Here is a 24,259-nt window from a genome sequence, read left to right on the forward strand (position 1 = left end):
AAATGGAATTACCAGGTTACCGATGCCAACGAAATTCCTTTAGCCCTGGCAAAGGCTTTTTACATTGCTTCCAGCGGAAGACCAGGGCCTGTTCTTATTGATATTACCAAGAATGCGCAGGTGCAAAAATTTGATTTTGCAGGATATAAAAAATGCGATCACATACGCAGCTATCGCCCAAAACCAATTGTTCGCAAAGAATATATTGAAGAAGCGGCAAAGCTCATTAACGAAGCAAAAAAGCCATTCGTGCTTTTTGGGCAAGGTATAATCCTGGGCCAGGCTGAAAATGAATTTAAAGCTTTTATTGAAAAAGCAGGTATTCCGTCTGCATGGACCATACTGGGCTTAAGCGCTTTGCCAACAGACCATCCTTTAAACGTTGGTATGCTTGGCATGCACGGTAATTACGGGCCGAATGTATTAACGAATGAATGCGATGTGTTGATAGCAATCGGTATGCGTTTCGATGATCGTGTTACGGGCCGGTTAGATAAATATGCAAAACAGGCAAAAATTATTCACCTGGATATTGACCCTGCCGAAATTGATAAAAATGTAAAAACGACTGTTCCGGTTTGGGGTGATTGTAAAGAAACATTGCCTTTGTTAACTGAGCTGGTTGATAAGAAGGAACACAAGGAATGGCTTCAAAAATTTAGAGAATATACAAGGCAGGAAGAAGAGATTGTTATAGAAAAGGAAATGCATCCAACTGTTGATGAAATGAGCATGGCTGAAGTGCTTAATGTGTTGAATGAATTAACCAAAGGCGATGCAGTTATTGTAACGGATGTTGGCCAGCACCAGATGGTAGCCTGCCGTTATGCTAAATTTAACCAGTCAAAAAGCAATGTAACATCCGGCGGATTAGGCACCATGGGTTTTGGCTTGCCGGCTGCTATCGGCGCCAAATATGGTGCACCGGAAAGGCAGGTTGTTGCTATCATAGGCGATGGTGGTTTTCAAATGACGTTGCAGGAAATGGGAACTATTATGCAGTATGGCGCAGCAGTAAAAATCCTTATACTGAACAATAATTTCTTAGGCATGGTGCGCCAATGGCAGGAACTCTTTAATGCAAAAAGATATTCTTTCGTTGACATACAAAGCCCTGATTTTGTAACTATAGCAAAAGGTTATGGTATTGAAGGTAAATCCATCAATAACAGGAAAGACTTAAAAGCTGCTTTGCAGGAAATGCTTGATTACAAAAATTCTTATCTGCTTGAAGTAATGGTGGGAAAAGAAAATAATGTATTCCCCATGGTTCCGCAGGGCTGCAGTGTGGCAGAGATAAGATTGAAATAATTGTCTGAACCGGGATTTATCAGATTTAAAGATTTAACAGGATTAACTTATTTATCATGAATGATTCAAAGAATAATCAAATTGCTAAACACTCCTCTTCAGGGGCTGCAGGCAAACAGGAATTCACTGTAACAGTGTATACAGAAAACCAGATTGGTTTACTTAACAGGATTGCCATCATTTTCACAAGAAGAAAAATAAATATTGACAGTTTAAATACTTCTCCCACCGAGGTTGAAAGCGTACATCGTTTTACAATTGTGATTAATGAAACGGAAGATGTAGTGCGCAAACTTTGCCGGCAGATTGAAAAACAGGTAGAGGTATTAAAGGCATATTATAATACCAATGATGAAATTATATGGCAGGAAATGGCCTTATATAAAGTGCCCACCGATGAGCTTGCAGCAAAAGCAAAAGTAGAAAGGCTGCTTCGCGAAAAAGGCGCACGTGTTGTGGCGATACGCCGCGACTATACGGTATTTGAAACCAGCGGCCACCGCGAAGAAATTGAAGGCCTGATGAAAGCGCTGGAACCATATAGCCTGATTGAGTTTGTACGCACTGCCCGTATTGCTATTATTAAAGACAGTAAAGGCTTTCATGCAAAACTAAAAGAATTTGAAAGCGAACAACCGGCAGAAGAATTAGTAGAGAATGAATTTTTAAACCAGCAGGATAAAGTATTTAGCATGTAAGCCATCTGATTAAATAGTAAGGATTAAAAGATTATAGTTTTATTTATGAAGCCACAAAACATTATTCCAATGCTTGCCTACGAAAACGGCATTGCCGCTATAGAATGGTTATGTAAGGCGTTTGGTTTTGTGGAGAATAAGGAAATGCGTTTTATGGAGGGAAATATGGTAACGCATGCTGAACTGATATTGAATGATAATGTCATTATGCTGGCAACACCTTCGGCAGATTATGAAAGTATAAATACACACCGGCTGCATTGTGAACGGATAAATAAGTGGTTGAATAATAATCCTTATATAGCAGATGGCTTATTGGTATATGTTGATAACGTAGAAGCACATTACGCAAACGCAAAAGAAAACAACGCGGAAATCTTATCGGAGATAGAAGATGGTTTTCCTGCCAAACGTTATCGTTGTGCAGATATTGAAGGCCACAGATGGATGTTTATGCAAAAAAGTTAAATAAGAATGTTACATAGCATGGAAAAAGTTTTTAAATACATCAAAAGAAACAGGGAGATATTTTTAGAACTGGTAAACAGCTTAAGCATTGATCAGCTCAATAAAATTCCGGCAGGTTTTAATAATAATATTGCCTGGAATTTCGGGCATATTGTTATAAGCGCTCAAGCATTGTGCTATGTGCGCCCCGAAATAAAACCGGATATGGATATTCCTTTCAAAATAAAATATCAAAAGGGCTCAAAGCCTGAAAGTTTTATAATGCAGGAAGAAATTGATATACTGAAGCAGCAACTTCTTTCAACTATAGATGCTGTTGAGCAGGATGTGAAGCAGGGCGTGTTTAAAAATATCAAGCCATATTCAACGGCTACTTATGGTTATGAAATGAATACAATTGAGGAAATTCTTACCGCCACACTGGCGCATGATTCATTGCATTATGGTTACGCTTTGGCCCAAAATAAATTAGTTTAAACAGCGTTATGAAAGCTGAAAAAGTAATACCGGTATTAAGGATATTCGATTACAACAAAGCCATCGAATTTTATGTGGACTGGCTTGGGTTTAAAGTGGAATGGGAGCATCATTTTGAAGAGAATACGCCGGTGTATATGGAAGTTACAAAAGGTGATATTACATTTCACTTAAGTGAACATCATGGTGATGGAACGCCCGGAACACATGTATTTATATGGTGTGAAGGCGTGGAAGCATATCACCAGGAACTCATTAGTAAAAAATATAAATACAACAGGCCTGGCCTTGAAAAAACATTTTATGGCGCACTCGCATTTACGGTAAATGATCCTTTCAATAACAAAATAATATTTAACCAAAAGCTAGATGACAAAACCAATGAATAAACTGCTTGTAAACATATTGCTTGTTTGTTTTATTGCTGTGTTTGTAATAACCGGTAATGCACAAACCATCGTTATTCAGACACAGAGCACTTCTCTTGCATTGCGTGTAAATAATAATAAGCAATTGCAGCAGCTTTATTTTGGTAACCGTTTTTCCGACACATCGGCTTACGCCGCTTTTAATATGGCGCGAACACCTGCTTTTCCAACGGCCGGTATCAATTATAACAACGAACCTGCCATGCAGGTGCAGCATGTTGATGGCAATATTTCTTTACAGCTGAATTACGTAGATCATTCAATAGAAAAGCCAAATGATGATATTACCATCACGCATATTAATTTAAAAGATCCTGTTTATCCCTTGTATGTAACGCTCCATTTTGCAGCTTACAATAAAGAAAATATAATTGAAGAATGGACAAGTATTCGTCACGAAGAAAAAGCACCGGTAATTTTAATGCGCTATGCTTCTTCGTTTTTGAGTTTGAACGATAATAACTTTTATCTCACACATTTTTATGGCGACTGGGCAAGCGAAATGCAGTTAGAAGAAACAAAACTGCCCGGTGGCATCTTTAATATCCAATCTAAGTTGGGTACAAGGGCAACGAATTCTGAATTGCCGTCGTTTATGATATCGCCCGGCAAACCCGCGGAAGAAAATGAGGGTGATGTGTTTGCCGGCTCGCTGGCATGGAGCGGAAATTTTAACCTGCAGTTCGAGAATATTCAATACGGTCGCAGTGGGGGTTCTTTGAAGATTATTCCCGGCATTAATGCTTATGCTTCCAACTATTTATTAAAACCAAAGGAAACCTTTAATACACCACATTTCATCTTTACTTATACATCGAAAGGTAAAGGACAGGCCAGCAGGAATTTGCATGCATGGGCTTTAAAATATGGTGTGTGGAATGGCTATCAAACCAGGCAAACTTTACTCAATAACTGGGAGGCCACTTATTTCAACTTTACGCAGGACACATTGGTGAATCTCTTTGATGGCGCCAAAAAAATTGGCGTTGATTTATTTTTATTGGATGATGGATGGTTTGGTAACAAGCATCCCCGTCATGCAGACACGGCAGGCCTTGGCGACTGGCAGGCGAATAAAACAATATTGCCTGATGGCATTGGGTATCTTGTAAAGAATGCAGAAGCAAAAGGCATTAATTTCGGTATATGGATTGAGCCTGAAATGGTAAACCCGAAAAGCGATTTATATGAACAGCACCCCGACTGGATTTTAAAATTACCCAACAGGCCTGAAGACCTTTCACGCAATCAGTTGGTACTCGATCTTACCAATCCCAAAGTGCAGGATTTTGTTTATGGCGTATTGCATAATCTTCTTACAGAAAATCCACGCATAGCATATATAAAATGGGATTGTAATCGTCCCATGACGAATGCCTACAGCCAGTATCTCGGTGCCAACCAGCAGGCATTATATGTTGATTATGCAAACGGCTTATATAATGTTTTGCAGCGGGTGCGCAAAGAATTTCCAAAACTTGAAATGATGTTGTGCTCCGGTGGCGGTGGCCGTGCAGAATATGGTGCATTAAAATATTTCAATGAATTTTGGGCCAGTGATAATACTGATCCTGTTGAGAGAATTTTTATGCAATGGGGTTACTCTTATTTTTTTCCGGCAGCTACAATATGCGCACATGTTACCAACTGGGGAAAACAAAGTTTGAAATATAAAATCGATGTTGCCATGCAGGGCAAGCTTGGCTTCGATATAAGAGTGAATGATCTGAGCAATAAGGAAATTACGTTCTGTAAAACAGCAGTTGATAACTATAAACGTTTACAAAATGTAATTAACTATGGAAGTTTATATCGTTTAATCGCTCCGTATAATAATAGTGCCGCATCGTTAATGTTTGTTGACAGCAGCAAACAGAAGGCTGTGGTGTTTGCCTACAACATGTACACAAAAATGGGAGACCAGCTTCAAAATATACAAATGAATGGCCTTGATGCAACAAAACAATATGAGGTAAAGGAAATTAATCTTGAAGACGATAAGCGTCCTGCTTTCAGGCAAAGCGGTAAAATATTCAGCGGCGAATTTTTAATGAATGAAGGATTAGGCTGGTATTTGCGCGGCTCATTACAAAGTTCAATTTTGGAATTAACTGAAGTTAATTAAAGAAGATGATGTTACCAGCTATAGAATATAAATTAAGCTTCCGTTGTGTCACTCCCTTGTGCTGCAACAGGGCTATTCAGCAGTTAATGCTAAACTGTAATCACCATACAATTTGGAGTGCAATCAATCAGTAATCAATAAAAAAACAATTTTAAATTTTCAAATCATCAAATTATCACTTTTAAATGGCAAAACTAAATTTTGGCGGAGTAGAAGAAAACGTTGTAACACGTGAAGAATTTCCGCTCAGTAAAGCACAGGAAATTTTAAAAAATGAAACTGTTGCAGTAATAGGTTACGGCGTACAAGGCCCGGGCCAGGCGTTAAATCAGCGCGATAACGGCATTAATGTAATTGTGGGCCAGCGCAAAAATTCCAAAACATGGGATAAAGCAGTTGCCGATGGTTTTGTGCCCGGCGAAACTTTATTTGAGATTGAAGAAGCCCTGCAAAAAGGCACCATTATTTGTTACCTGCTGAGTGATGCCGCACAAATTGAATTGTGGCCCACTGTAAAAAAACATTTAACTGCGGGCAAAGCATTGTATTTCTCTCATGGTTTCGGAATAACTTTTAACGAGCAAACAGGCATTATTCCTCCGGCTGATGTGGATGTATTTTTAGTGGCGCCAAAAGGTTCAGGCACTTCATTAAGAAGGATGTTTTTACAGGGCCGCGGCTTAAACAGTTCTTATGCTATCTACCAGGATGCAACCGGTAAAGCTAAAGACCGTGTAGTTGCATTAGGCATTGCTGTTGGCAGCGGTTATTTGTTTGAAACTGATTTCAGAAAAGAAGTATTCAGTGATCTTACCGGTGAGCGTGGTACATTAATGGGCGCTATACAGGGCATCTTTGCTGCACAATACCAGGTATTGCGCGATAAAGGCCATTCTCCTTCCGAAGCATTTAATGAAACCGTTGAAGAGCTTACGCAATCGCTTATGCCGCTGGTAGCTGAAAATGGTATGGACTGGATGTATGCCAACTGTTCTACAACTGCCCAGCGCGGTGCATTGGACTGGTGGAAAAAATTCCGTGATGCAACGGCGCCTGTATTTAAAGAATTATATGAAAGCGTAGCAACGGGTAAAGAAAGCCAGCGTTCAATCGACAGCAATTCACAACCGGATTACCGCGAAAAATTAAACGAAGAATTGAAAGAATTGCGCGAAAGCGAAATGTGGCAGGCAGGTAAAACGGTTAGAAGTTTAAGGCCGGAAAATCAGAATGTATAATTGTTATAATTACTTGTAAATACGCATAAATTTATTTTATGCGTATTTTTACATTTATGAAAACGCGATTAAATTTAACCATTGATGAAGATTTGCTTAAGAAAGTAAAGCTGTATGCCGACAGGAATAATGAGAGCATTTCTAATTTGGTAGAAGAATATTTTGAAACTATTGTAAAGAAGCCAAAACGGAAATCTTTATTAGATCTTTTGGATGAATTGCCTAAGCCGAAAGAAATTTATCCGAAAGATTTTGATTTTAAAGAAGAATATTATAAAGAAAGGGCAAAGAAGTATGGCTTTTAGAATAATGCTTGACTCCAACATAATTCTTGATCTTTCTCTGCAACGGTCAGATGATTTGGAAGACCTTAAGTCAATTTATAGAAAAATTACCGAAGGCGAGTTCAGATGTTATTCAACAACTTCGATTATCCATACATGCGCTCACTTCTTAATTAAGTCTGTTAGGCTTCAAATTGCAAAAGAGATTCTTCTGAGTTTATTGGTTAATGTAAAAATTATTGAAGCAAATCATGATCTTGTAAAAGACGCAATACAATCTGAATTTATTGATATAGAAGATGCTTTACAATATTATACAGCAATGCATCATAAATTAGATTGCATTATAACAAGAGATAAAAAATTCATCAAAGCCGCAAAGCCGCAATTGCCTGTTTGTAACCCTGCAACTTTTATAAAAAAATATTTGAATTAAAATGAGCACAGCAACTGATACAAAACCTGCCTTTGATTTCCAGGCAGCAGCCCTGCGATTAAAAAACGTGGCTATAAAAACGCCATTGCAATACAACCGCAATCTTTCAAAAAAATATAAATGCAATGTTTATTTAAAGCGGGAAGATTTACAGGTGGTACGTTCTTATAAACTGCGCGGCGCCTATAATATGATGAAAAGTTTACCCGCGGAACAGCTTGCAAACGGCGTAGTATGTGCAAGTGCCGGCAATCATGCACAGGGGTTTGCTTACAGTTGTAAAAAACTCAATGTACATGGCGTTGTATTCATGCCTGTAATAACGCCTAATCAAAAGATCAATCAAACAAAAATGTTTGGGGATGACAATATTGAAATAAAACTGGTGGGGGATAATTATGATGAATGTGCGGCAGCAGCTAAGGAATTTACGAAAGCCAATAACATGACCTTTGTTCATCCTTTTGATGATCCGCGTGTAATGGAAGGCCAGGCAACCGTGGGGATGGAAATACTGGAACAAATAGATAGCGCTCCTTCAGGCGAAAGCGGCATTGATTATTTGTTTGTGCCTGTGGGTGGTGGCGGCCTGGCTTCGGGCGTTGGTACTTATTTTAAAACCTATTCACCTAAAACAAAAATTATTGGTGTGGAACCGGAAGGCTCTCCTTCCATGTATAAAGCTTTTCGCGAAGGGGGTCCTGTTACATTAACCACTATCGACACCTTTGTTGATGGAGCAGCCGTAAAACGTTCCGGCGATCTTAGCTATAAAATTTGCAGTGAAGTATTGGACGACCTGCATCTTTCTCCCGAAGGAAAAGTTTGCTCAACCATTTTACAGTTGTACACGCAGGATGCAATTGTTGCAGAACCTGCCGGCGCTTTAACGGTGAGTGCCTTGAGCGATTATGCAAATGAAATAAAAGGTAAAAATGTTGTTTGCGTGGTAAGTGGCGGCAATAATGATATTGACCGCATGAATGAAATAAAAGAACGTTCCCTGCAATACGAAGGCTTAAAACATTATTTCCTTATCCGCTTTGCACAGCGCCCCGGCGCTTTAAAGGAATTCGTTAATAATGTGCTTGGCCCTGATGATGATATTACCCGTTTCGAGTATATGCAAAAACACAACAAGGAAACCGGCCCGGCACTGGTTGGCATAGAATTAAAAAGAAAAGAAGATTACAAGGTGTTGTTATCAAACCTTAAAAAATTCAATATTAATTATACAGAGCTGAAAAAGGATGATAACATGTTTGGTTATGTAGTATAAGCTCTTCAGCTTGTAAACTTGTTTTAGGATGTAAAGCTTTTGCAGCCATGTTTTATTTACATTTACCTCTATGAAGGATAAGCAAAAGCTTTCACTGTTCGATATTACAATCATTGCAATTGGCCTCGTGGTAGGCATGGGCATTTTTAGAACAGCAAAAGATGCGGCCGCTGCTTCCACATCTCCCGCCATGTATTTTGGCGTTTGGATATTAGGCGGTTTAATCGCCATATGCGGAGCGCTTACTTATGCGGAAATAGGTTCCCGTTACCCGGTAACCGGCGGCTATTATAAAATATTTGCTGTTTGCTATCATCCTTCACTTGCCTTTGGCATTAATTGCATCATTCTTATATCAAATGCCGCATCGCTTTCCGGTGTGGCGCTTATTGGCAGCGAATACATTGCACCGCTTATTTTCGAAAACCCCACTGCATTTAATGAAGCCATGCTGGCCATTGCGGCTATTGTAATATTCTATGGTGTAAACCTCATGGGTTTGCGTATGAGCTCGAATACGCAAAATGTACTCATGATTATTAAACTGTGTTTAATAATCGTTTTGATTTCCGCCCTTTTCTTTCCTCAGTTATACCATGCAAACGCAGAAAGTATAACTTCAACAACCACTGCCGTTTCAACCAATAGCATTTTGCTTTTTGGGATTGCGTTAAAAGCCGTTTCATTTACTTATGGCGGTTATCAGCAAACCATCAATTTTGGGGAAGAAGTGCATAACCCGCAAAAGAATTTGCCGCGTGGTATTGTTATGGGCATTATTACAATCATCACATTATATCTCTGCGTAAATTATTCGTATTATAAAATCATTGGCTTTGAAGAATTAAAATCCACAAAAAGCATTGCCGCTATTGTTGCCGGAAAAATGTTTGGCGCTGCCGGTGGCTATACAATTTCCATATTATTGTTTCTTGCCGTGCTGGCATATGTAAATGTTTTATTGCTCAGTAACCCGCGTGTAATGTATGCTATGAGTATGGATGGCATTTTGCCGAAAGCTTTTAAAAAGAAAGATGAAAAGAAAGATGTGCTTACTGTAAGTCTCAGCGTGTTTGCCGGTATCTGTGTTATTGTTTTATTCTTTGCAGACAGGTTCGAGCAAATACTCAGCTTCACCATATTTTTAGACAGCATTGGTATGGCCACTTCAGCCGGCGCTATTTTTATTTTGCGCAAACGCACCAAACATCTTGATAACACCGGCATTTATAGAATGCGGTTATACCCCATATTGCCAGTCATCTTTATACTTGCCTACATGTTTGTAGGCACGGTTATCGCTATCACTAACCCGGAATATGCCGTAACAGGCATCAGCGTATTAACGGCTTTTATTATACTGTATTTCATCTTTCGTAAAAAGGGAAATGGTGATAATAACCTTTCAGATACGGTTTTACTGAGGCAGGACGTGTAATTTTTGCAGAATCAACTCGTTGCCAATTATGACAAGCCGCTGACTTTACAAATGTTCCATTAATGCAGCATGTTGTACTTTTACACTTTTTATGGCATATTTTAACTGGAACGATACCAAGAACCTTTTTTCGAAACTAACCTTTCGCCGCGTTTTTAATGCCGCTAAAGTGGTTACGAGCTACCAGTTGAGCAAACTGTTGAAAAAGCCCGTGCAATGGGGTTACCCTATATCTATTTCTTTTGAACCCACTACTTCGTGCAACCTGCGTTGCCCGGAATGCCCGAGCGGTTTGCGTGCCTTTACCAGGCCAACCGGCATGCTGAAAAAAGATTTTTTCAGGCAAACGATTGATGAAATTCATAAAGAACTTTTATATCTTATTTTTTATTTCCAGGGCGAACCTTTTTTGAACCCTGATTTTCTGGACATGGTGAAATATGCACACGATAAAGGTATTTACACCGCCACATCAACCAATGCCCATTTTCTTACCGACGAAAAAGCTAAACGTACTGTTGAAAGCGGCCTCGACCGTTTGATTATTTCTATCGACGGCACTACACAGGACGTGTATAAACAATACCGTGTGGGCGGTAATCTTGAAAAAGTATTGGCAGGCGCCCGCAATATTGTGAAATGGAAAAAAGAACTCAACAGTAAAACACCGTTTGTGTTCTTCCAGTTTTTAGTGGTAAAGCCAAATGAACACCAGATAGAAGATGTAAAACGTCTTGCCAAAGAAATTGGTGTTGACCAGGTGCGTTTTAAAACAGCGCAGGTGTATGATTATGAAAACGACCCGCATAACCTTATTCCAACTATTGATAAATACAGCCGTTACCGCAAAGATAAAAACGGCGTTATGCAAAGTAAAAGCGGCATGAAAAACCACTGCTGGAAACTGCAGCATGCCAATGTAGTAACATGGGACGGCATGGTAGTGCCCTGCTGTTTTGATAAAGACGCCATGCACCGGCTGGGTAATTTAAACACACAGTCATTTAAAGAGATATGGCATAACGATAACTACAAACAATTTCGCAGCGAGCTGATGAAAAGCCGCAAAAATATAGACATCTGCGCCAACTGCAGTGAAGGCTTAACGGTTTGGGAAGATTAACCGGCCCTTAGGTTTACGTTAATATAGATTCACAAATGTAATCAGGGATAATGCCCGAAGAACGTATTTGCAGCGGGGCATCTTCCCGGCTTGTATTGCCCGAAAGCACCAGTGTTGTTTTTACACCGAATTTATTGCCGCCGAGTATATCGGCCTGCAAAGTATCGCCCACCATTAATATTTCATTCCTGTTATAGCTGCCCATAGAATTTAATTCATCATAAGCATAAATAAACATCTGCGAATCAGGTTTGCCAAAATGAATAAACTTCCTGTCGAGTATGCTTTCAATAAGCTTGGCGATGCCACCTGTTGCAACAGCCACATCATTTTTTGAAACGGGATAAAATTTATCGGAATTGGCAACAATTACCGGCAGGTTCTTATGACGAAGCAGGTTTACTGTTTTTGTAATATCCGTATTCCAGTCAAAGCCTTCATCATCTAAAAATACAAGCGCACTTATATTATTTAAATTTCTCAAATCAACATCACGAACCGGTATATGTTCAAGCCCGGATTGCAAAATATAATGAGCAGAATTCTCCGTGCCAAGGTAGGCTATTTTACCATCCGTTATTTTTTGTTCGAGGAACTGTTTCGCCATCATTCCCGAAGTAATAATTTCGTGTTCCTGTATATCGTGTAATCCAAGCCTGTGAAAGCTTTCAGCCTGCTGCAACTGGCTGCGTGAAGCATCATTGGTTAACACGCGGATAATAATATCCCTGCTGCGTAAAAAATCAATCGTGTGGCGCACGCCGTGAATTAAGCCATTATAATTTTTTAATACGCCGTACGAATCAAGAAACACTACTTTAAATTGTTCTGCAATTGAAAGGAATGATTGTATCTGCATGCTTACAAATTAAGCGCTTTTAATAATTTATCTGCATCAAATTCTTTTTCAATAGAAGGAAGGTATATCTCAAAGGCTTCACGTTGCAGCTTGTTGGCAAACATTTCATGAAAAAAATAACGGCCATCTTTAACAACATAATTCAAAATAAAAAAGCGATATACTTCTTTCAGAAACACTATTTCATTTGCGGTTAGCGGATATACGGCGTGATAGGCTTTGAGAAAACGTATAAACCTGTCTTCCATTAAAGGCCCGATATAATAACTGAATGCAGTGCGGTCGCCAACATTGGAAACAACGCGGCTGAGAAAATAAAAATCCATCATGCGGGTTGACATGCGGAACCAATCGTAATCCCAGCGGGAAAAAAGTTTGAATGAAGTGGTAGATGCAATGGAAAAATTGCCAATGTTCCAATCCACAAAAACCGGCATGCGCTCAATACCCGAATGGCGGAATACTTCAAATTCCTGCAGCAATAAATTACATTGTTCGCGAATAACATTTTCATGCATGCGGTGTTCATAACGCCCGTCATCTGTTTCAAGATATTGCAGCAAAGCGTGAATATCTGTTTTGAATGATTTGGATGATGTAGGCAGCGTTTTACGGATATTAAAGCATGCTTTATGAAACAGCGCCAACTGTTCTGCAAACTTTTCTATCTGCTCTTCATTCAATCTTCTTGGCGACCGCTTTTTTATTTGAATGGGGCGATAAAATATAACCCATGCATCAATAACATCTGTTTTATAACGGTGAATAAAAAGCTTATTGCCTTTCATGAGTGAACGTGCCAGCACGTTTTCAAATGGTGCGGGCATATTGTTGCTCATTACATCAATAATCTTGTGGTCCTGTTCAAAGTGTTCAAACCTGCCGTAATAGGAAAGCTTGGCGATAATGAAATTTTCATCTTCAAACTTAACCCTGTACACATGGTTGGTTGAGACTTTAGCGCTTATATCAACAATGCTTATAATTTTTCTTGTTTCATCATAAGCTTCCCAGGCTTCCTTTACAATGGCCGTAAAATCTATAAACTGCAGCATATTCTCATTTATGGTGAACATGAATTATATATTAATTCCTATACTTTTTTTAAAATGATGGAGACTTTGAGTTTGAAACCCCTGCCTGACTGCACGTTTACTATGCAGCCACGCAGCAGGGCAGATGAATAACGATATACAGTACAAGGGAGTGACACAACCGTGCTTCATATCAGTTCATTTGCTGCAAACAAAAATCTGTATTATATAATTTCAAAATAGCGTTTCAATTCCCAATCGGTAACCTGCTTTTCAAACTGGCGGCATTCCCATTCGCGGGTACGGATGAAATGATCCGTAAATGTTTCGCCAAAGAGGCTGGCTGCGATGTTTGAGTTTTTCATAATAAGCGTTGCCTCCTGCAAAGTTGCCGGTAACCGCTGTAAAGATTTAATATCATAAGCGCTGCCTTTAACCGCATCAAGATTAAGGCTGAGCTTATGTTTGATGCCATACAGCCCGGAAGCCAGGCTGGCCGCCATGGATAAATAAGGGTTGGCATCCGCGCCGGGCACCCTTGTTTCCAGCCGCGTTGCAGCCGGCACATGATTAATAACACGCAAAGCGGTTGTCCTGTTTTCTATGCCCCAGCTAACGCCTGTTGCTGCCCATGCACCTTCCACATAACGCTTGTAACTGTTTATGGTGGGTGCATACATGGGCATGATAAACGGAAGGCAATATAACTGGCCGGCAATATATTGCTTCATTATTTCGCTTAAACCATTGGCATCGCTTTCATCTTTAAAAATATTATTGCCGTTTTCATCTTCAAGGTGCTGATGAATATGGCCGCTGCAACCCGGCAATGCACTATTCCATTTTGCCATAAACGTTGCCATTAAACCATGTTTGTAGGCGATTTCTTTTACCGCTGTTTTAAACAATACAGCACGGTCTGCCGCTTCCAGTATATCCGTATAGTCAATGCTGGCTTCATATACGCCGTTGCCGGTTTCTGTATGCAGGCCTTCCAGCGGCACATCAAATGCATTTAAAAGATTGAATAAATCATAGTAGAAAGCCTCATGCTGCGAAGTGCGCAGCAACGAATAACCAAACATGCCGGGCGTTAATGGCTGCGGGTTTACGTAATGTTTATCGCTTAATGTTTGCGGCGTTTCTGTAAAATTGAACCATTCAAATTCCTTAGAAAAAAAGGCCTTAAAACCAAGTGCTTCACATTGTTCACTTATATGTTTTAATAGAGTGCGCGGACAGGCTGCTGCTACTTCAGGTGCATGGCTGAAATCGGCAAGAAAGAAAGGGATATTGTTTTGCCAGGGAATGGTTCTATAAGTATTTAAATCAATGGTGGCAAATGCATCAGGATAACCCGTATGCCAGCCGCTTACATCGCCATTGGTATAGCACACATCATTCATATCCCAGCCAAAAACAACATTACAAAAACCAACACCGTTTTCTATGGCTTTTACAAACTTGTTGATGTTGATGATCTTGCCCCGCAGCACGCCATCAATATCTGTTACGGCAAATTTTATTTTATCAATATTGTTCTCCTGTAACCGCTGTATGATATCGGATTTCATCGCTTGTGTTTTATTTTTTGGAAGCCGGATGATATGCTCAATAAAAATTATTATATGTATTAAATTTTATCCGGGCATTTCATATTTGCTTATTCTTTGCCGAAGATAAGCAAGGCGTTTATTTGTTTATATAGGAGTATTGAAATAATCTTTATTAGGCAGGCCGGTTGATTATATAAAAGTCTGAGCGAAGCCGAAGACTTTTACTATTGAGCGGAGTCGAAATAAAAATGTCTTTTTGTTACCGGCAAATGAAGGATGGCATCGTTCCTTGTGTCACTCCCTTGTGCTGCACTGCCAAATAGCAGCGACGGTTTTACAGTCAAAATCACTGGTAAATTTTTATACAGAAAAACCGATCAATGGTCAGCACAAATGCCCCCTCGTATTAATTACTTTATGCTGCACAATGCTTTCGAGGGCATCAGGATTTTTACAAACTGACTTATCAATCTTAATTGTGCAAATGCAATCGTGTAACTGTATAAAAAGTTCTGTTTTAGTTTTCTTTTCTTCTTTGTTCAGCTTTTTATCTATACAGTAATACTGCACTTCAACGGTGCTGTTATCTGGCAGCGTAACCAATGTTCTATAAAATAATGAAGGCATATTTTTTTTCAGGTATTAAATCAATTCCTGCACCACAAATTTTGAATACTGCATAAACTTATGCAGCCGTTGTGCAAAACCTATTCATCTTTCAGTTCAATCCAGACAGGTGCATGATCGCTTGTTTTTTCCCATCCGCGGACAAATTTATCAACGCCGGCGCCAACAAGATCTTTCTCAACACCAGCACTTAATAAAAAATGATCTATACGCAAGCCTGCATTGCGGCCATAAGCATTGCGGAAATAATCCCAGAAAGTATAGATCACTTCACCTGGATATAATTTACGGATAGCATCCGTCCATCCCTGTTCAAGCAGCTTATGAAATGCAGCCCTTGTTTCCGGCCTGAACAAAGCATCATCCACCCAGCGCTCCGGTTTATATACATCAAGCTCAGTTGGCATTACATTAAAATCGCCGGTTAATATTACACGTTCACCGCTCCTGTATAATTCTGCCGCATGTTTGGTTAAACGCTCAAACCATTTTAGTTTATAATCAAACTTTGGACCGGGCGCAGGATTGCCGTTAGGCAAATAAAGACAACCAATGGTTAAGCCATTTACTTTAGCTTCTATATAACGGCTGTGCAAATCTTCCGGGTCGCCGGGCAATACGCGGCGTAATTCCTGTGGCGCTTCACCGCGTGATAAAATGGCCACGCCATTCCAGCTTTTTTGCCCATGCCATATTGCTTTATAGCCAGCGTCTTCTATATCCTGCAACGGAAACTTTTCCTGCGGCGCTTTTAATTCCTGCAGGCAAACAATATCCGGCATAGATTCTTCTAACCACTTTAATAAAACAGGCAGCCGCCCGTTAACACCATTCACATTATAGGTTGCGATCTTCATATTTGTAAATGTAAGAAGAATGAAATCTTTTTTGAACAATTATGGAGGTATCCGGAACAGAAACCGGCACTAAGATGGCTACATGAATAAGGAACCTCTGGTTGCTTGACGCAGTGCTTATTGTAGAAATAGTTTAAGGAAATGTTTAATTTTAGTAACTCGAAAACTGCACTAAACAGTTTTAGAAACAAGCTGTCAAAGCATCGTTTAAAAATTTTATTATGAAAAAGACCATATTGTTTTTATTGGTAGTAATTTTTATAAATGAATTGTATGCACAGGATTCAACAAATGCTGTAAAATCGTTACTTGATTCAAAGCGCTATTCATTCATTCCTCAAACAATGAACCCACTGCGCGGCAGGACGAGACAATTAACTTCAAGCTTTTCACTTGATGTAAAGGGAGATTCACTTGTTGTTTATCTTCCTTATATTGGAACAGCTTATTCAGCTCCGGTTAACCCATCTGACGCGGGGTATAATTTTATTTCTACCGATTATGATTATACCGTTAAAAAAGGTAAGAAAAACCGTTATGAAGTTTCCATGAAAATAAAAGACCGGTTTTCCGGGACGGTATTTTATTTAACGGTGTTTGATAATAAAACCGCTTCACTGCAGGCCACCAGCAACGATAAGCAGGGCATTTCTTATAATGGTTATATAAAACAGCTCAAATAAATTTATCCTATTTTTTGAAAGCGGGATGAAACTGGTTTAATGTTGAACGCAGGTAATCGCGGTCTAAATGCGTATAAATTTCAGTAGTGGTAATACTTTCATGGCCAAGCATTTCCTGCACGGCCCGCAAATCAGCGCCGCCTTCCACAAGATGTGTTGCAAATGAATGCCGGAATGTATGTGGTGAAATGCTTTTGGTAATGCCTGCTTTTTTTGCAAGGTCTTTAATAATATAAAAAATCATTACGCGGGACAACCCGCTGCCAAACCTGTTTAAAAAAACTATGTCTTCATTGTTTTTCTTTGGTGTAATATGATTACGGATATTTTCTTTGTAAATTTTTATATGTTTAATGGCATCACTGCCAACGGGCACTAATCTTTCCTTGTCGCCTTTGCCAATTACACGTACAAAGCCAATATCGAGATAAAGATTGCTTAACTTTAAATTTACCGTTTCACTTACGCGTAAACCGCAACTGTACATGGTTTCCAGTATGGCCCTGTTGCGTGTGCCGTCAGGCGTACTCATATCTATGGCAGCAATGATCTTTTCAATTTCGTCAAAACTTAACACATCAGGCAATGCACGTTTTAACTTTGGCGCTTCCAGTAAAACAGATGGATCTTTTATAATAACATTTTCAATAAGGCAATATTTAAAAAAGCTTTTTATGCCTGAAATAATTCTTGCCTGGGAAGTGGCATTAATACCCAGCTTCGCAATGCCCTGAATAAACTGCTGCAAATCTTTTAAAACAATATCAGCAGGTGTTTTCATATTGTTTTCTGCCTGCAGGTATTGCGTTAGTTTTTCCAGGTCACGCATGTAGGCTTCAACTGAATTCTCGCTTAAAGATTTTTCAAGCTGAAGATATGCCTTATAAGATTTTTTATATGGTTGCCACATTGCACAATCCCGGATTTTTATTTCACTATTTATTTTTTACGGTTGCTATTGATGATAGCTGCTTACATTCGTTGGCAAAAATATTTAATATTCAAAGCTTAATGCTTAATAAAATGCTGCCGGTTAATTTTTATTCATTCAGAAAAAAAGTAAGTATTTATAAAAAGCAGTTTATCCGTTATTTAAAACAGGTACAAAAAATACAGCCACAGGGGCTTGATGATCTTGCTGAACAAATAAATACAGAAGTATGGCAGGAAGTTGACTGCTTGTCCTGCGCCAATTGCTGCAAGAAAATGACGCCAACATTTACTTCAAAAGATATACGCCGCATTTCAAAACATTTAAACATGCGACCCGAAGATTTTAAGCAGCGTTGGCTTAAGCATGAAAAAAAAGATAAAGACTGGGTGAATATAAGCCAGCCCTGCCAGTTCCTTGACCTTTCAACTAATATGTGTTCTATATATGAAGTAAGGCCTGCCGATTGTGCAGGCTTCCCGCATCTTGCCAAAAAGAAAATGGTTGATTATATGCATGTACATCAGCAAAATATTCAATATTGCCCTGCCACTTTTAAAATGGTAGAAAAGATGATGGAGAAAATAAAGATATGGTGACGGGGCACTAAAATTTTTACTGCTTAACATGAATCCTGTATTTTGCCAACCTAATAAATGATTACATGTCCCCATATTTCCTGTTCGGTTTTGTATTAGTTTATTTTTTATTGCTGTTGGGTGTTGCATGGTACACCAGCCGCAATGCTGATAATAATTCATTTTTTATTGGCAACCGTAACAGTAACTGGATGCTGGTGGCTTTTGGCATGATTGGCACATCGCTTAGCGGCGTAACATTTGTAAGCGTTCCGGGCACAGTTGGCAGCGGCGGTTTTAGCTATTTCCAGGTGGTAATTGGCAATTTTATTGGGTATTGCTTGATTGCATTTATACTGTTGCCGCTGTATTATAAAATGCAGGTAACATCCATTTATAATTATTTGCTCAACCGTTTTGGAAAAGTATCGTATAAAACCGGCGCCCTGTTTTTTATTATTTCAAGGATACTGGGAGCAACGGCAAGATTGTATTTAGTGATAAATGTATTGCAGATATTCATACTCGATAACATGCACATTCCTTTTTGGTTTACCACATTCGTTATTCTTTTAATGATATTGTTGTACACATTCGAAGGCGGTGTAAAAACTATTGTATTTACCGATATGCTTCAAACAACCTGCATGCTGCTGGGTCTTATTATCTGCATTTATTTTATGATGGATATGATGCATTTTTCTTTTGGCGCCGCTATCAAATCATTGCATGTAAAAAATTATACGGAGATTTTTAATACCGATGCTAAAAGCGGCAGCTTCTTTATAAAACAGATTATAGGTGGTGCATTTTTAACCATCGGCATGACCGGCCTCGACCAGGAAATGATGCAGAAAAATATAAGTGTGCGAACGCTGAAAGATTCACAAAAGAATATGATCACCTTCAGCCTTATTTCTGTTGGCGTAAACTTTTTGTTTTTATTCCTGGGTGGATTATTATACCTGTTTGCAGCTTCTCAAAATATTGATATAAAAGGCGACGACCTGTTTCCCACAATTGCTTTAAATTATTTACCGCCATTTGTTGCTATCATCTTTATCATAGGGCTTATATCAGCCTTGTTCCCCAGTGCCGATGGCGCTTTAACAGCACTCACATCTTCTTTTTGCATTGATATTCTGGGTTTAAGGCGAAACCCAGCGCTTACCGAAAAACAAACCAAGCGAACAAGGATAATCGTGCATATAACATTTGCATTAATCTTCTTTTTGTGCATTATGATTTTTAAATGGATTGATGATAAATCAATCATTAATGTTATACTGATTGTTGCAGGATACACTTACGGCCCGTTGCTTGGCCTGTTCCTGTTTGGCATCTTTACCAGAAGAGCAGTGCCTCAAAATTCAGTAATGGTGATGATTTGTATAGCGGCGCCTGTTATAACCTATATACTGAGCGAAAATGCTACCAAATGGTTTAATGGTTATGCCATAGGATTAGAGTTGTTACTTATTAATGGCTTGCTTACATTTGCCGGGCTTTTGCTCGTATCAAAACCGGCAACATCAACAAATGCAGTGGATTGATCAACTTGCTGAAGACTACGCATCAACGTATACATCGCCTTTAGATGATGTGTTGATGAAAATATATGAGGATACGGTAGCCAATCATCCTCATGCACACATGATAAGCGGCCCGGTACAAGGTAAGTTCCTTGAGTTTATTAGTTCTTTGCTTCACCCGAAATATATTTTAGAGATCGGCACTTTTACCGGCTTTAGCGCAATATGCCTCGCCAAAGGGCTGCAGGCAGGCGGTGAATTGCATACGATAGAACTTCGTGAAGAGGATGCTAACACTGCGTGGAAAAACATTTCTGTAGCAGGCATGAGCAATAAAATACATTTACACAGGGGCGATGCCAGGGAAATTATAAGAACATTACCCCACAAATGGGACCTTGTTTTTATAGATGCAGATAAAACCTCGTATATAACATACTATGAGGAAGCTTTACAGCGTTTAAGTGAACGTGGTTTTATCCTGGCTGATAACGTTCTGTTTCACGGCCAGGTGCTGGAAGAAAAAATTGACAATAAAAGTGCAAAAGCCATTGCACAATTTAATAAGCATGTTTTAGATGATCAGCGAACTGAACAGGTTTTACTAACAATAAGAGATGGTTTGCTGCTGATTAAAAAGAAATACTGATGAAGAAGCTACTTCTTGTTTTATTTTTTGCTGGCATTATTGTCAGTTTAAAAGCCCAAAACAATGAAGCCGTTGCTGCCTACATTCAGCAATACAGGCAACTGGCTATTGATGAAATGATTCGCACGGGCGTTCCTGCCTCTATAACTTTAGCGCAGGGGATTTTGGAATCGAATGCCGGCCAGTCTAACCTTACAGCACAGTCCAACAATCATTTTGGTATTAAATGCAAAACAGACTGGACGGGTAATTATGTTTACCATGATGATGACGTTAAACATGAGTGTTTCAGAAGTTATTCCTGCGCAGAAGATTCTTACCGCGACCATTCTGATTTTCTAAAGACCCGCCCTAATTATGCTTCTTTATTTAATTTGGATGCCACAGATTATAAAAGCTGGGCTTATGGCTTAAAGGCTGCAGGTTATGCCACTAACCCGGTTTATGCTATTTCGCTTATTAATACTATAGAAAAATATGGCCTGGAAGATGTAACGATAGCAGGCTTGCAGCAAAATCATCAGGTTACAATTGCTGCAGCACCTTTTAAAATGCAGGAAGACCTTGCATTTAATGCAGTTTCAATAACCACATCGGCCAATGACGAAATTGAAGCTGACAAAACAGAAAAAACTGCCAAATACCCTGAAGGTGTTTTCTCCATTAATCAAACAAAAGTTATTTATGCAAATGCAGGGGCTTCGCTGCTTGCTATTGCCAAAAAATACAATATTGCCTATGGAAAGCTGCTTGCTTTTAATGATCTGGATAACGGTGATATTTTAAGAACGAGTATGCTTGTTTATATTGAGAGGAAGCCTAAACGCGGTTCCAAAGATTATCATATAGCGCTTCCCAACGAAAACCTTTTTGATGTGGCCCAGGATGAAGGAATACAACTGCAAAGCCTTTTAGCTTATAATAAACTACCGAAAGACATCCGCCTGAAGGCCGGCGATAAAATTATATTACGCACACAGGGCAAAAAGCTGTTTTGATTGCATTAGTTTGCGGTTAAAACCTAAGAGCTGTATGCAGGAAATTAATGTACTCGACAAGACTTTTACTCCTTACATAAGCGAGGCTGATATTGAAGTTTCAGTAAAGAAGATTGCTGAAGCTATTAATGCAGACTATGCAGGCAAACAGCCTTTATTTATTGCCATATTGAACGGTTCTTTCATGTTTGCCGCAGAGCTTTTTAAGCGGCTTACCATTCCTGCCGAAATCTCTTTTATTAAGCTTGCATCTTATAAGGGCACCACTTCATCCGGGCATGTAATTACTTCTATAGGCCTTGATGTTGAAGTGAAAGACCGGCATGTTATTATCCTGGAAGATATTCTTGATACCGGCAAAACGTTAAACAATTTTTTACCGCAATTATATAATATGAACCCGGCATCATTAAAAATTGCTGCCTTACTGCACAAGCCCGATGCTACTGTTTATGATGTGCCGCTTCATTATAATGGTATTAAAATCCCTGATAAATTTGTTGTTGGTTTTGGCCTGGATTATAACGGATACGGCAGAAACCTTCCGGCGATTTACCAGTTAAAAGAATGAGCCGGAATTTATTATTGAATTATACAACACGTAAAGTAAAACTGTTATTTCGACTTCGCTCAATAAGAGCGAAATCCGTCCCCGGCTTCGCCCTGACGGATCATAAAACATCACCCTGTTTTGGACGGCATTCACATTTATCAATATAAAAGCCGCCGGAAAATATCCGGCGGCTTTTATAAAAATGTATTTGATTTCTTTAAGAGAAAACTTCCTTCACTTTATCAAAAAAGCTTTTTTCACTTTTACCAGGCTGTGGCTTAAAATTGGGGCTGCCATTTAGCTGGTTCAGCATTTCCTTTTCTTCATGTGTTACATGCTGTGGTGTCCAGACATTTACATGAATAAGCTGATCGCCCCTGCCATAACCATTCACTTCAGGAAAACCCTTGCCTTTCAGCCTGAATATTTTCCCGCTTTGCGTACCCGGCGGGATTTTTATTTTGGCCCTTCCATCTATGGTAGGCACTTCTACCTGGGTTCCAAAAACAGCATCGGGGAAAGAAATATGCAATTCGTAAGCCACATTCAGGCCATCACGCTGCAGTTCTTTGTGTGCTTCTTCTTCAATCAGTACAATTAAATCGCCGGGCATGCCGCCGCGTTCACCTGCATTTCCTCTGCCGCTCAGGCTAAGCTGCATGCCTTCCTGCACGCCGGCAGGAATGTTAATGTTAACGGTTTCTTCGCCATATACGCGACCCTCACCCTTACACGCAGAACATTTACTGGTAATGGTAGAACCTTCGCCGTTACAGGTGGGGCAGGTGCTTACCGTTTGCATTTGCCCTAAAAATGTATTGGTAACTTTTCGCACCTGGCCGCTGCCACCACAGGTACTGCAGGTTTGAATACTGCCTTTATCTTTTGCGCCGCTGCCATCACAGGTGGTACAGGGCACATATTTTTTTACCTTAATATTCTTAGTAACACCCTTGGCCATTTCTTCGTAATTAAGCTTAAGCTTTATACGAAGATTGCTGCCCCTTGTGCCATGCCCTCTTCCGGAACCGCTGCTTCTTCTTCCGCCGCCGCCAAAAAAACTGCCGAAAATATCATCGCCAAAAATATCTCCAAACTGGCTGAAGATATCTTCCATATTTACATTCTGGCTGCCACTGAAACCACCACTGCCGGGTGCAAATGCTGCATGACCATAGCGGTCATACCTTGCTTTTTTATCCGGATCACTTAATACTTCATAAGCTTCAGCAGCTTCTTTAAATTTTTCTTCCGCTTCTTTGTTGCCTGGGTTTCTGTCAGGGTGATATAACATAGCTACCTTGCGGTAAGCTTTCTTTATCTCATCTCCCGAAGCAGTTTTTGTAACACTTAATATTTCGTAATAATCTCTTTTTGTCATGTAACCTGTGTATCTCTGTTATTATTTGCCTACTACAACTTTTGCGAAGCGAATGATCTTATCGTTTAAGTAATAGCCTTTTTGAATTTCGTCAATTACTTTACCTATATGCTTTTTATCCGGTGCCGGAATTTCAGTAATAGCTTCCTGTTTTTCAACATCAAAGTCTTTATTGAGGCTATCCATTGGTTTTAAACCTTTGCTTTCCAACACTTTTTTGAGTTTGTTGAAAATAAGCAAGGCGCCCTCACTGAATTGCTTCAGGTCTCCGGAAGATTCGAGTTGTTTTTCGGCACGCTCACAATCATCCAGCACATCCAGAAGTGATATAATCACTTCTTTACCTGCGGTTTGGCGCAGTTCTACATTTTCTTTTGCCGTACGTCTGCGATAATTATCAAATTCAGCAAAAAGGCGTAAATATTTGTCTTTTTGGTCCTGAAGTTCGGTATTCAGTTTTTCTGTCTGCGACTCTTCCTCAACCGGGTCGTTCAGGTAATTAGTGCCGGCTGCATTTTCGTCAGCGTTAATATCCAAACCGGCATCATTTGCATTTGTTTGTTCCTGTATATCTTTTTCTTCCATAGTTAATAATAGAAAGTAAGTTTAGTCAAAATTTTTGCCAGCGGCAAATAGACGAAAAATTGTCAGCCTGAAAAAACTAAAATTTGATTTAACAGTTTTCACCTGCGCTGCTGGCAGATATTATGAATTGC

The 24,259-nt window shown here is 39.4% G+C and carries 26 protein-coding genes; 18 read left to right on the forward strand and 8 right to left on the reverse strand.

All coding sequences use genetic code 11. The features are described from left to right. The 12 genes from ACTHN6_RS22320 to ACTHN6_RS22375 form a co-directional block, all read left to right on the forward strand. Positions 1-1,311: thiamine pyrophosphate-binding protein (locus tag ACTHN6_RS22320; RefSeq protein ID WP_440438004.1), on the forward strand; the 1,311-nt coding region annotated here is incomplete at its 5' end. 56 nt (positions 1,312-1,367) lie between these two features. Continuing rightward, the gene (ilvN, locus tag ACTHN6_RS22325) at positions 1,368-2,009 is read left to right on the forward strand and encodes an acetolactate synthase small subunit (RefSeq protein ID WP_440438005.1); all 642 of its coding nucleotides are present in this window, start codon (positions 1,368-1,370) and stop codon (positions 2,007-2,009) included. Positions 2,010-2,054: 45 nt separating this feature from the next. Next, positions 2,055-2,477 (forward strand): VOC family protein, encoded by a 423-nt coding sequence (locus ACTHN6_RS22330; protein ID WP_440438006.1) that lies wholly within the window; start codon positions 2,055-2,057, stop codon positions 2,475-2,477. A gap of 18 nt (positions 2,478-2,495) precedes the next feature. Further along, entirely contained in the window at positions 2,496-2,954 is a 459-nt protein-coding gene (locus tag ACTHN6_RS22335) for a DinB family protein (RefSeq protein WP_440438007.1), read from the forward strand. 8 nt (positions 2,955-2,962) lie between these two features. Further along, positions 2,963-3,343, forward strand: a complete 381-nt coding sequence (locus ACTHN6_RS22340; RefSeq protein WP_440438008.1) for a glyoxalase superfamily protein — start codon at positions 2,963-2,965, stop codon at positions 3,341-3,343. Next, positions 3,336-5,507: an alpha-galactosidase gene (locus ACTHN6_RS22345; RefSeq protein WP_440438009.1), complete on the forward strand. Its 2,172-nt coding sequence runs from the start codon at positions 3,336-3,338 to the stop codon at positions 5,505-5,507. The genes ACTHN6_RS22340 and ACTHN6_RS22345 overlap by 8 nt, the downstream gene beginning before the upstream one ends. Positions 5,508-5,692: 185 nt before the next feature. After that, positions 5,693-6,745: a ketol-acid reductoisomerase gene (ilvC, locus tag ACTHN6_RS22350; RefSeq protein ID WP_440438010.1), complete on the forward strand. Its 1,053-nt coding sequence runs from the start codon at positions 5,693-5,695 to the stop codon at positions 6,743-6,745. A 56-nt stretch (positions 6,746-6,801) separates the two neighbouring features. Next, on the forward strand, positions 6,802-7,050 hold the full coding sequence (locus ACTHN6_RS22355) for a DUF6364 family protein (protein WP_440438011.1): 249 nt from the start codon (positions 6,802-6,804) through the stop codon (positions 7,048-7,050). After that, entirely contained in the window at positions 7,040-7,465 is a 426-nt protein-coding gene (locus ACTHN6_RS22360) for a type II toxin-antitoxin system VapC family toxin (RefSeq protein WP_440438012.1), read from the forward strand. Before ACTHN6_RS22355 ends, ACTHN6_RS22360 begins: the two co-directional genes overlap by 11 nt. A gap of 1 nt (position 7,466) precedes the next feature. Further along, entirely contained in the window at positions 7,467-8,744 is a 1,278-nt protein-coding gene (gene ilvA, locus ACTHN6_RS22365) for a threonine ammonia-lyase IlvA (RefSeq protein ID WP_440438013.1), read from the forward strand. A gap of 70 nt (positions 8,745-8,814) precedes the next feature. After that, the gene (locus tag ACTHN6_RS22370) at positions 8,815-10,182 is read left to right on the forward strand and encodes an APC family permease (protein WP_440438014.1); all 1,368 of its coding nucleotides are present in this window, start codon (positions 8,815-8,817) and stop codon (positions 10,180-10,182) included. A 91-nt stretch (positions 10,183-10,273) separates the two neighbouring features. Next, on the forward strand, positions 10,274-11,305 hold the full coding sequence (locus ACTHN6_RS22375; protein WP_440438015.1) for a radical SAM/SPASM domain-containing protein: 1,032 nt from the start codon (positions 10,274-10,276) through the stop codon (positions 11,303-11,305). Positions 11,306-11,318: 13 nt separating this feature from the next. Here ACTHN6_RS22375 and ACTHN6_RS22380 read toward each other — a convergent pair whose 3' ends face one another. The 5 genes from ACTHN6_RS22380 to xth all read right to left on the reverse strand — a co-directional run bounded on the left by ACTHN6_RS22380 (position 11,319) and on the right by xth (position 16,238). Continuing rightward, positions 11,319-12,164 (reverse strand): HAD-IIA family hydrolase, encoded by an 846-nt coding sequence (locus tag ACTHN6_RS22380; RefSeq protein ID WP_440438016.1) that lies wholly within the window; start codon positions 12,162-12,164, stop codon positions 11,319-11,321. A gap of 2 nt (positions 12,165-12,166) precedes the next feature. Next, complete coding sequence (locus tag ACTHN6_RS22385) at positions 12,167-13,240, reverse strand: hypothetical protein (RefSeq protein WP_440438017.1); 1,074 nt, start codon at positions 13,238-13,240, stop codon at positions 12,167-12,169. 182 nt (positions 13,241-13,422) lie between these two features. Then, complete coding sequence (locus ACTHN6_RS22390; protein ID WP_440438018.1) at positions 13,423-14,772, reverse strand: glutamine synthetase family protein; 1,350 nt, start codon at positions 14,770-14,772, stop codon at positions 13,423-13,425. Positions 14,773-15,138: 366 nt separating this feature from the next. Then, positions 15,139-15,381, reverse strand: a complete 243-nt coding sequence (locus ACTHN6_RS22395) for a hypothetical protein (RefSeq protein WP_440438019.1) — start codon at positions 15,379-15,381, stop codon at positions 15,139-15,141. Positions 15,382-15,461: 80 nt separating this feature from the next. Beyond that, on the reverse strand, positions 15,462-16,238 hold the full coding sequence (gene xth, locus ACTHN6_RS22400) for an exodeoxyribonuclease III (protein WP_440438020.1): 777 nt from the start codon (positions 16,236-16,238) through the stop codon (positions 15,462-15,464). Between the two features lie 221 nt (positions 16,239-16,459). Between xth and ACTHN6_RS22405 the strand changes: the two genes are divergently transcribed. Continuing rightward, complete coding sequence (locus tag ACTHN6_RS22405) at positions 16,460-16,921, forward strand: DUF4251 domain-containing protein (protein WP_440438021.1); 462 nt, start codon at positions 16,460-16,462, stop codon at positions 16,919-16,921. 7 nt (positions 16,922-16,928) lie between these two features. Here ACTHN6_RS22405 and xerD read toward each other — a convergent pair whose 3' ends face one another. Beyond that, positions 16,929-17,831, reverse strand: coding sequence for a site-specific tyrosine recombinase XerD (gene xerD, locus ACTHN6_RS22410; RefSeq protein WP_440438022.1), 903 nt, complete (start codon positions 17,829-17,831; stop codon positions 16,929-16,931). A gap of 101 nt (positions 17,832-17,932) precedes the next feature. On the opposite strand from xerD, the gene ACTHN6_RS22415 reads away from it, so the two are divergent. The 5 genes from ACTHN6_RS22415 to hpt all read left to right on the forward strand — a co-directional run bounded on the left by ACTHN6_RS22415 (position 17,933) and on the right by hpt (position 22,180). Beyond that, the gene (locus ACTHN6_RS22415; RefSeq protein ID WP_440438023.1) at positions 17,933-18,451 is read left to right on the forward strand and encodes a YkgJ family cysteine cluster protein; all 519 of its coding nucleotides are present in this window, start codon (positions 17,933-17,935) and stop codon (positions 18,449-18,451) included. Positions 18,452-18,516: 65 nt separating this feature from the next. Then, positions 18,517-19,983, forward strand: a complete 1,467-nt coding sequence (locus ACTHN6_RS22420) for a sodium:solute symporter (RefSeq protein ID WP_440438024.1) — start codon at positions 18,517-18,519, stop codon at positions 19,981-19,983. Beyond that, positions 19,970-20,611, forward strand: coding sequence for an O-methyltransferase (locus ACTHN6_RS22425; protein ID WP_440438025.1), 642 nt, complete (start codon positions 19,970-19,972; stop codon positions 20,609-20,611). The genes ACTHN6_RS22420 and ACTHN6_RS22425 overlap by 14 nt, the downstream gene beginning before the upstream one ends. Then, on the forward strand, positions 20,611-21,609 hold the full coding sequence (locus ACTHN6_RS22430; RefSeq protein ID WP_440438026.1) for a glycoside hydrolase family 73 protein: 999 nt from the start codon (positions 20,611-20,613) through the stop codon (positions 21,607-21,609). Before ACTHN6_RS22425 ends, ACTHN6_RS22430 begins: the two co-directional genes overlap by 1 nt. Positions 21,610-21,643: 34 nt before the next feature. Continuing rightward, complete coding sequence (gene hpt / locus ACTHN6_RS22435; protein ID WP_440438027.1) at positions 21,644-22,180, forward strand: hypoxanthine phosphoribosyltransferase; 537 nt, start codon at positions 21,644-21,646, stop codon at positions 22,178-22,180. A 199-nt stretch (positions 22,181-22,379) separates the two neighbouring features. On the opposite strand, the gene dnaJ is transcribed toward hpt, so the two are convergent. Further along, on the reverse strand, positions 22,380-23,543 hold the full coding sequence (gene dnaJ, locus ACTHN6_RS22440) for a molecular chaperone DnaJ (RefSeq protein ID WP_440438028.1): 1,164 nt from the start codon (positions 23,541-23,543) through the stop codon (positions 22,380-22,382). 21 nt (positions 23,544-23,564) lie between these two features. Beyond that, positions 23,565-24,128, reverse strand: a complete 564-nt coding sequence (locus tag ACTHN6_RS22445; protein WP_440438029.1) for a nucleotide exchange factor GrpE — start codon at positions 24,126-24,128, stop codon at positions 23,565-23,567. Between the last annotated feature and the right edge of the window lie 131 nt (positions 24,129-24,259).

The sequence above is a fragment of the Parafilimonas sp. genome (assembly GCF_051953455.1).
In the GTDB taxonomy this organism is placed as follows: Bacteria; Bacteroidota; Bacteroidia; order Chitinophagales; family Chitinophagaceae; genus Parafilimonas.

Excerpts from the sequence above, each read along its gene's own strand:
- ACTHN6_RS22345 (WP_440438009.1), top strand. The coding sequence starts at position 3,336 with ATGAATAAACTGCTTGTAAACATATTGCTTGTTTGTTTTATTGCTGTG.
- ilvA (WP_440438013.1), top strand. The coding sequence starts at position 7,467 with ATGAGCACAGCAACTGATACAAAACCTGCCTTTGATTTCCAGGCAGCA.
- xerD (WP_440438022.1), bottom strand. The coding sequence starts at position 17,831 with ATGTGGCAACCATATAAAAAATCTTATAAGGCATATCTTCAGCTTGAA.
- ACTHN6_RS22390 (WP_440438018.1), bottom strand. The coding sequence starts at position 14,772 with ATGAAATCCGATATCATACAGCGGTTACAGGAGAACAATATTGATAAA.
- ACTHN6_RS22415 (WP_440438023.1), top strand. The coding sequence starts at position 17,933 with ATGCTTAATAAAATGCTGCCGGTTAATTTTTATTCATTCAGAAAAAAA.
- ACTHN6_RS22385 (WP_440438017.1), bottom strand. The coding sequence starts at position 13,240 with ATGTTCACCATAAATGAGAATATGCTGCAGTTTATAGATTTTACGGCC.
- ACTHN6_RS22445 (WP_440438029.1), bottom strand. The coding sequence starts at position 24,128 with ATGGAAGAAAAAGATATACAGGAACAAACAAATGCAAATGATGCCGGT.
- xth (WP_440438020.1), bottom strand. The coding sequence starts at position 16,238 with ATGAAGATCGCAACCTATAATGTGAATGGTGTTAACGGGCGGCTGCCT.
- ilvC (WP_440438010.1), top strand. The coding sequence starts at position 5,693 with ATGGCAAAACTAAATTTTGGCGGAGTAGAAGAAAACGTTGTAACACGT.
- ACTHN6_RS22375 (WP_440438015.1), top strand. The coding sequence starts at position 10,274 with ATGGCATATTTTAACTGGAACGATACCAAGAACCTTTTTTCGAAACTA.
- ACTHN6_RS22430 (WP_440438026.1), top strand. The coding sequence starts at position 20,611 with ATGAAGAAGCTACTTCTTGTTTTATTTTTTGCTGGCATTATTGTCAGT.
- ACTHN6_RS22340 (WP_440438008.1), top strand. The coding sequence starts at position 2,963 with ATGAAAGCTGAAAAAGTAATACCGGTATTAAGGATATTCGATTACAAC.
- ACTHN6_RS22360 (WP_440438012.1), top strand. The coding sequence starts at position 7,040 with ATGGCTTTTAGAATAATGCTTGACTCCAACATAATTCTTGATCTTTCT.
- ACTHN6_RS22405 (WP_440438021.1), top strand. The coding sequence starts at position 16,460 with ATGAAAAAGACCATATTGTTTTTATTGGTAGTAATTTTTATAAATGAA.
- dnaJ (WP_440438028.1), bottom strand. The coding sequence starts at position 23,543 with ATGACAAAAAGAGATTATTACGAAATATTAAGTGTTACAAAAACTGCT.
- ACTHN6_RS22380 (WP_440438016.1), bottom strand. The coding sequence starts at position 12,164 with ATGCAGATACAATCATTCCTTTCAATTGCAGAACAATTTAAAGTAGTG.
- ilvN (WP_440438005.1), top strand. The coding sequence starts at position 1,368 with ATGAATGATTCAAAGAATAATCAAATTGCTAAACACTCCTCTTCAGGG.
- ACTHN6_RS22420 (WP_440438024.1), top strand. The coding sequence starts at position 18,517 with ATGTCCCCATATTTCCTGTTCGGTTTTGTATTAGTTTATTTTTTATTG.
- ACTHN6_RS22330 (WP_440438006.1), top strand. The coding sequence starts at position 2,055 with ATGAAGCCACAAAACATTATTCCAATGCTTGCCTACGAAAACGGCATT.
- ACTHN6_RS22335 (WP_440438007.1), top strand. The coding sequence starts at position 2,496 with ATGGAAAAAGTTTTTAAATACATCAAAAGAAACAGGGAGATATTTTTA.
- ACTHN6_RS22395 (WP_440438019.1), bottom strand. The coding sequence starts at position 15,381 with ATGCCTTCATTATTTTATAGAACATTGGTTACGCTGCCAGATAACAGC.
- hpt (WP_440438027.1), top strand. The coding sequence starts at position 21,644 with ATGCAGGAAATTAATGTACTCGACAAGACTTTTACTCCTTACATAAGC.
- ACTHN6_RS22425 (WP_440438025.1), top strand. The coding sequence starts at position 19,970 with ATGCAGTGGATTGATCAACTTGCTGAAGACTACGCATCAACGTATACA.
- ACTHN6_RS22370 (WP_440438014.1), top strand. The coding sequence starts at position 8,815 with ATGAAGGATAAGCAAAAGCTTTCACTGTTCGATATTACAATCATTGCA.
- ACTHN6_RS22355 (WP_440438011.1), top strand. The coding sequence starts at position 6,802 with ATGAAAACGCGATTAAATTTAACCATTGATGAAGATTTGCTTAAGAAA.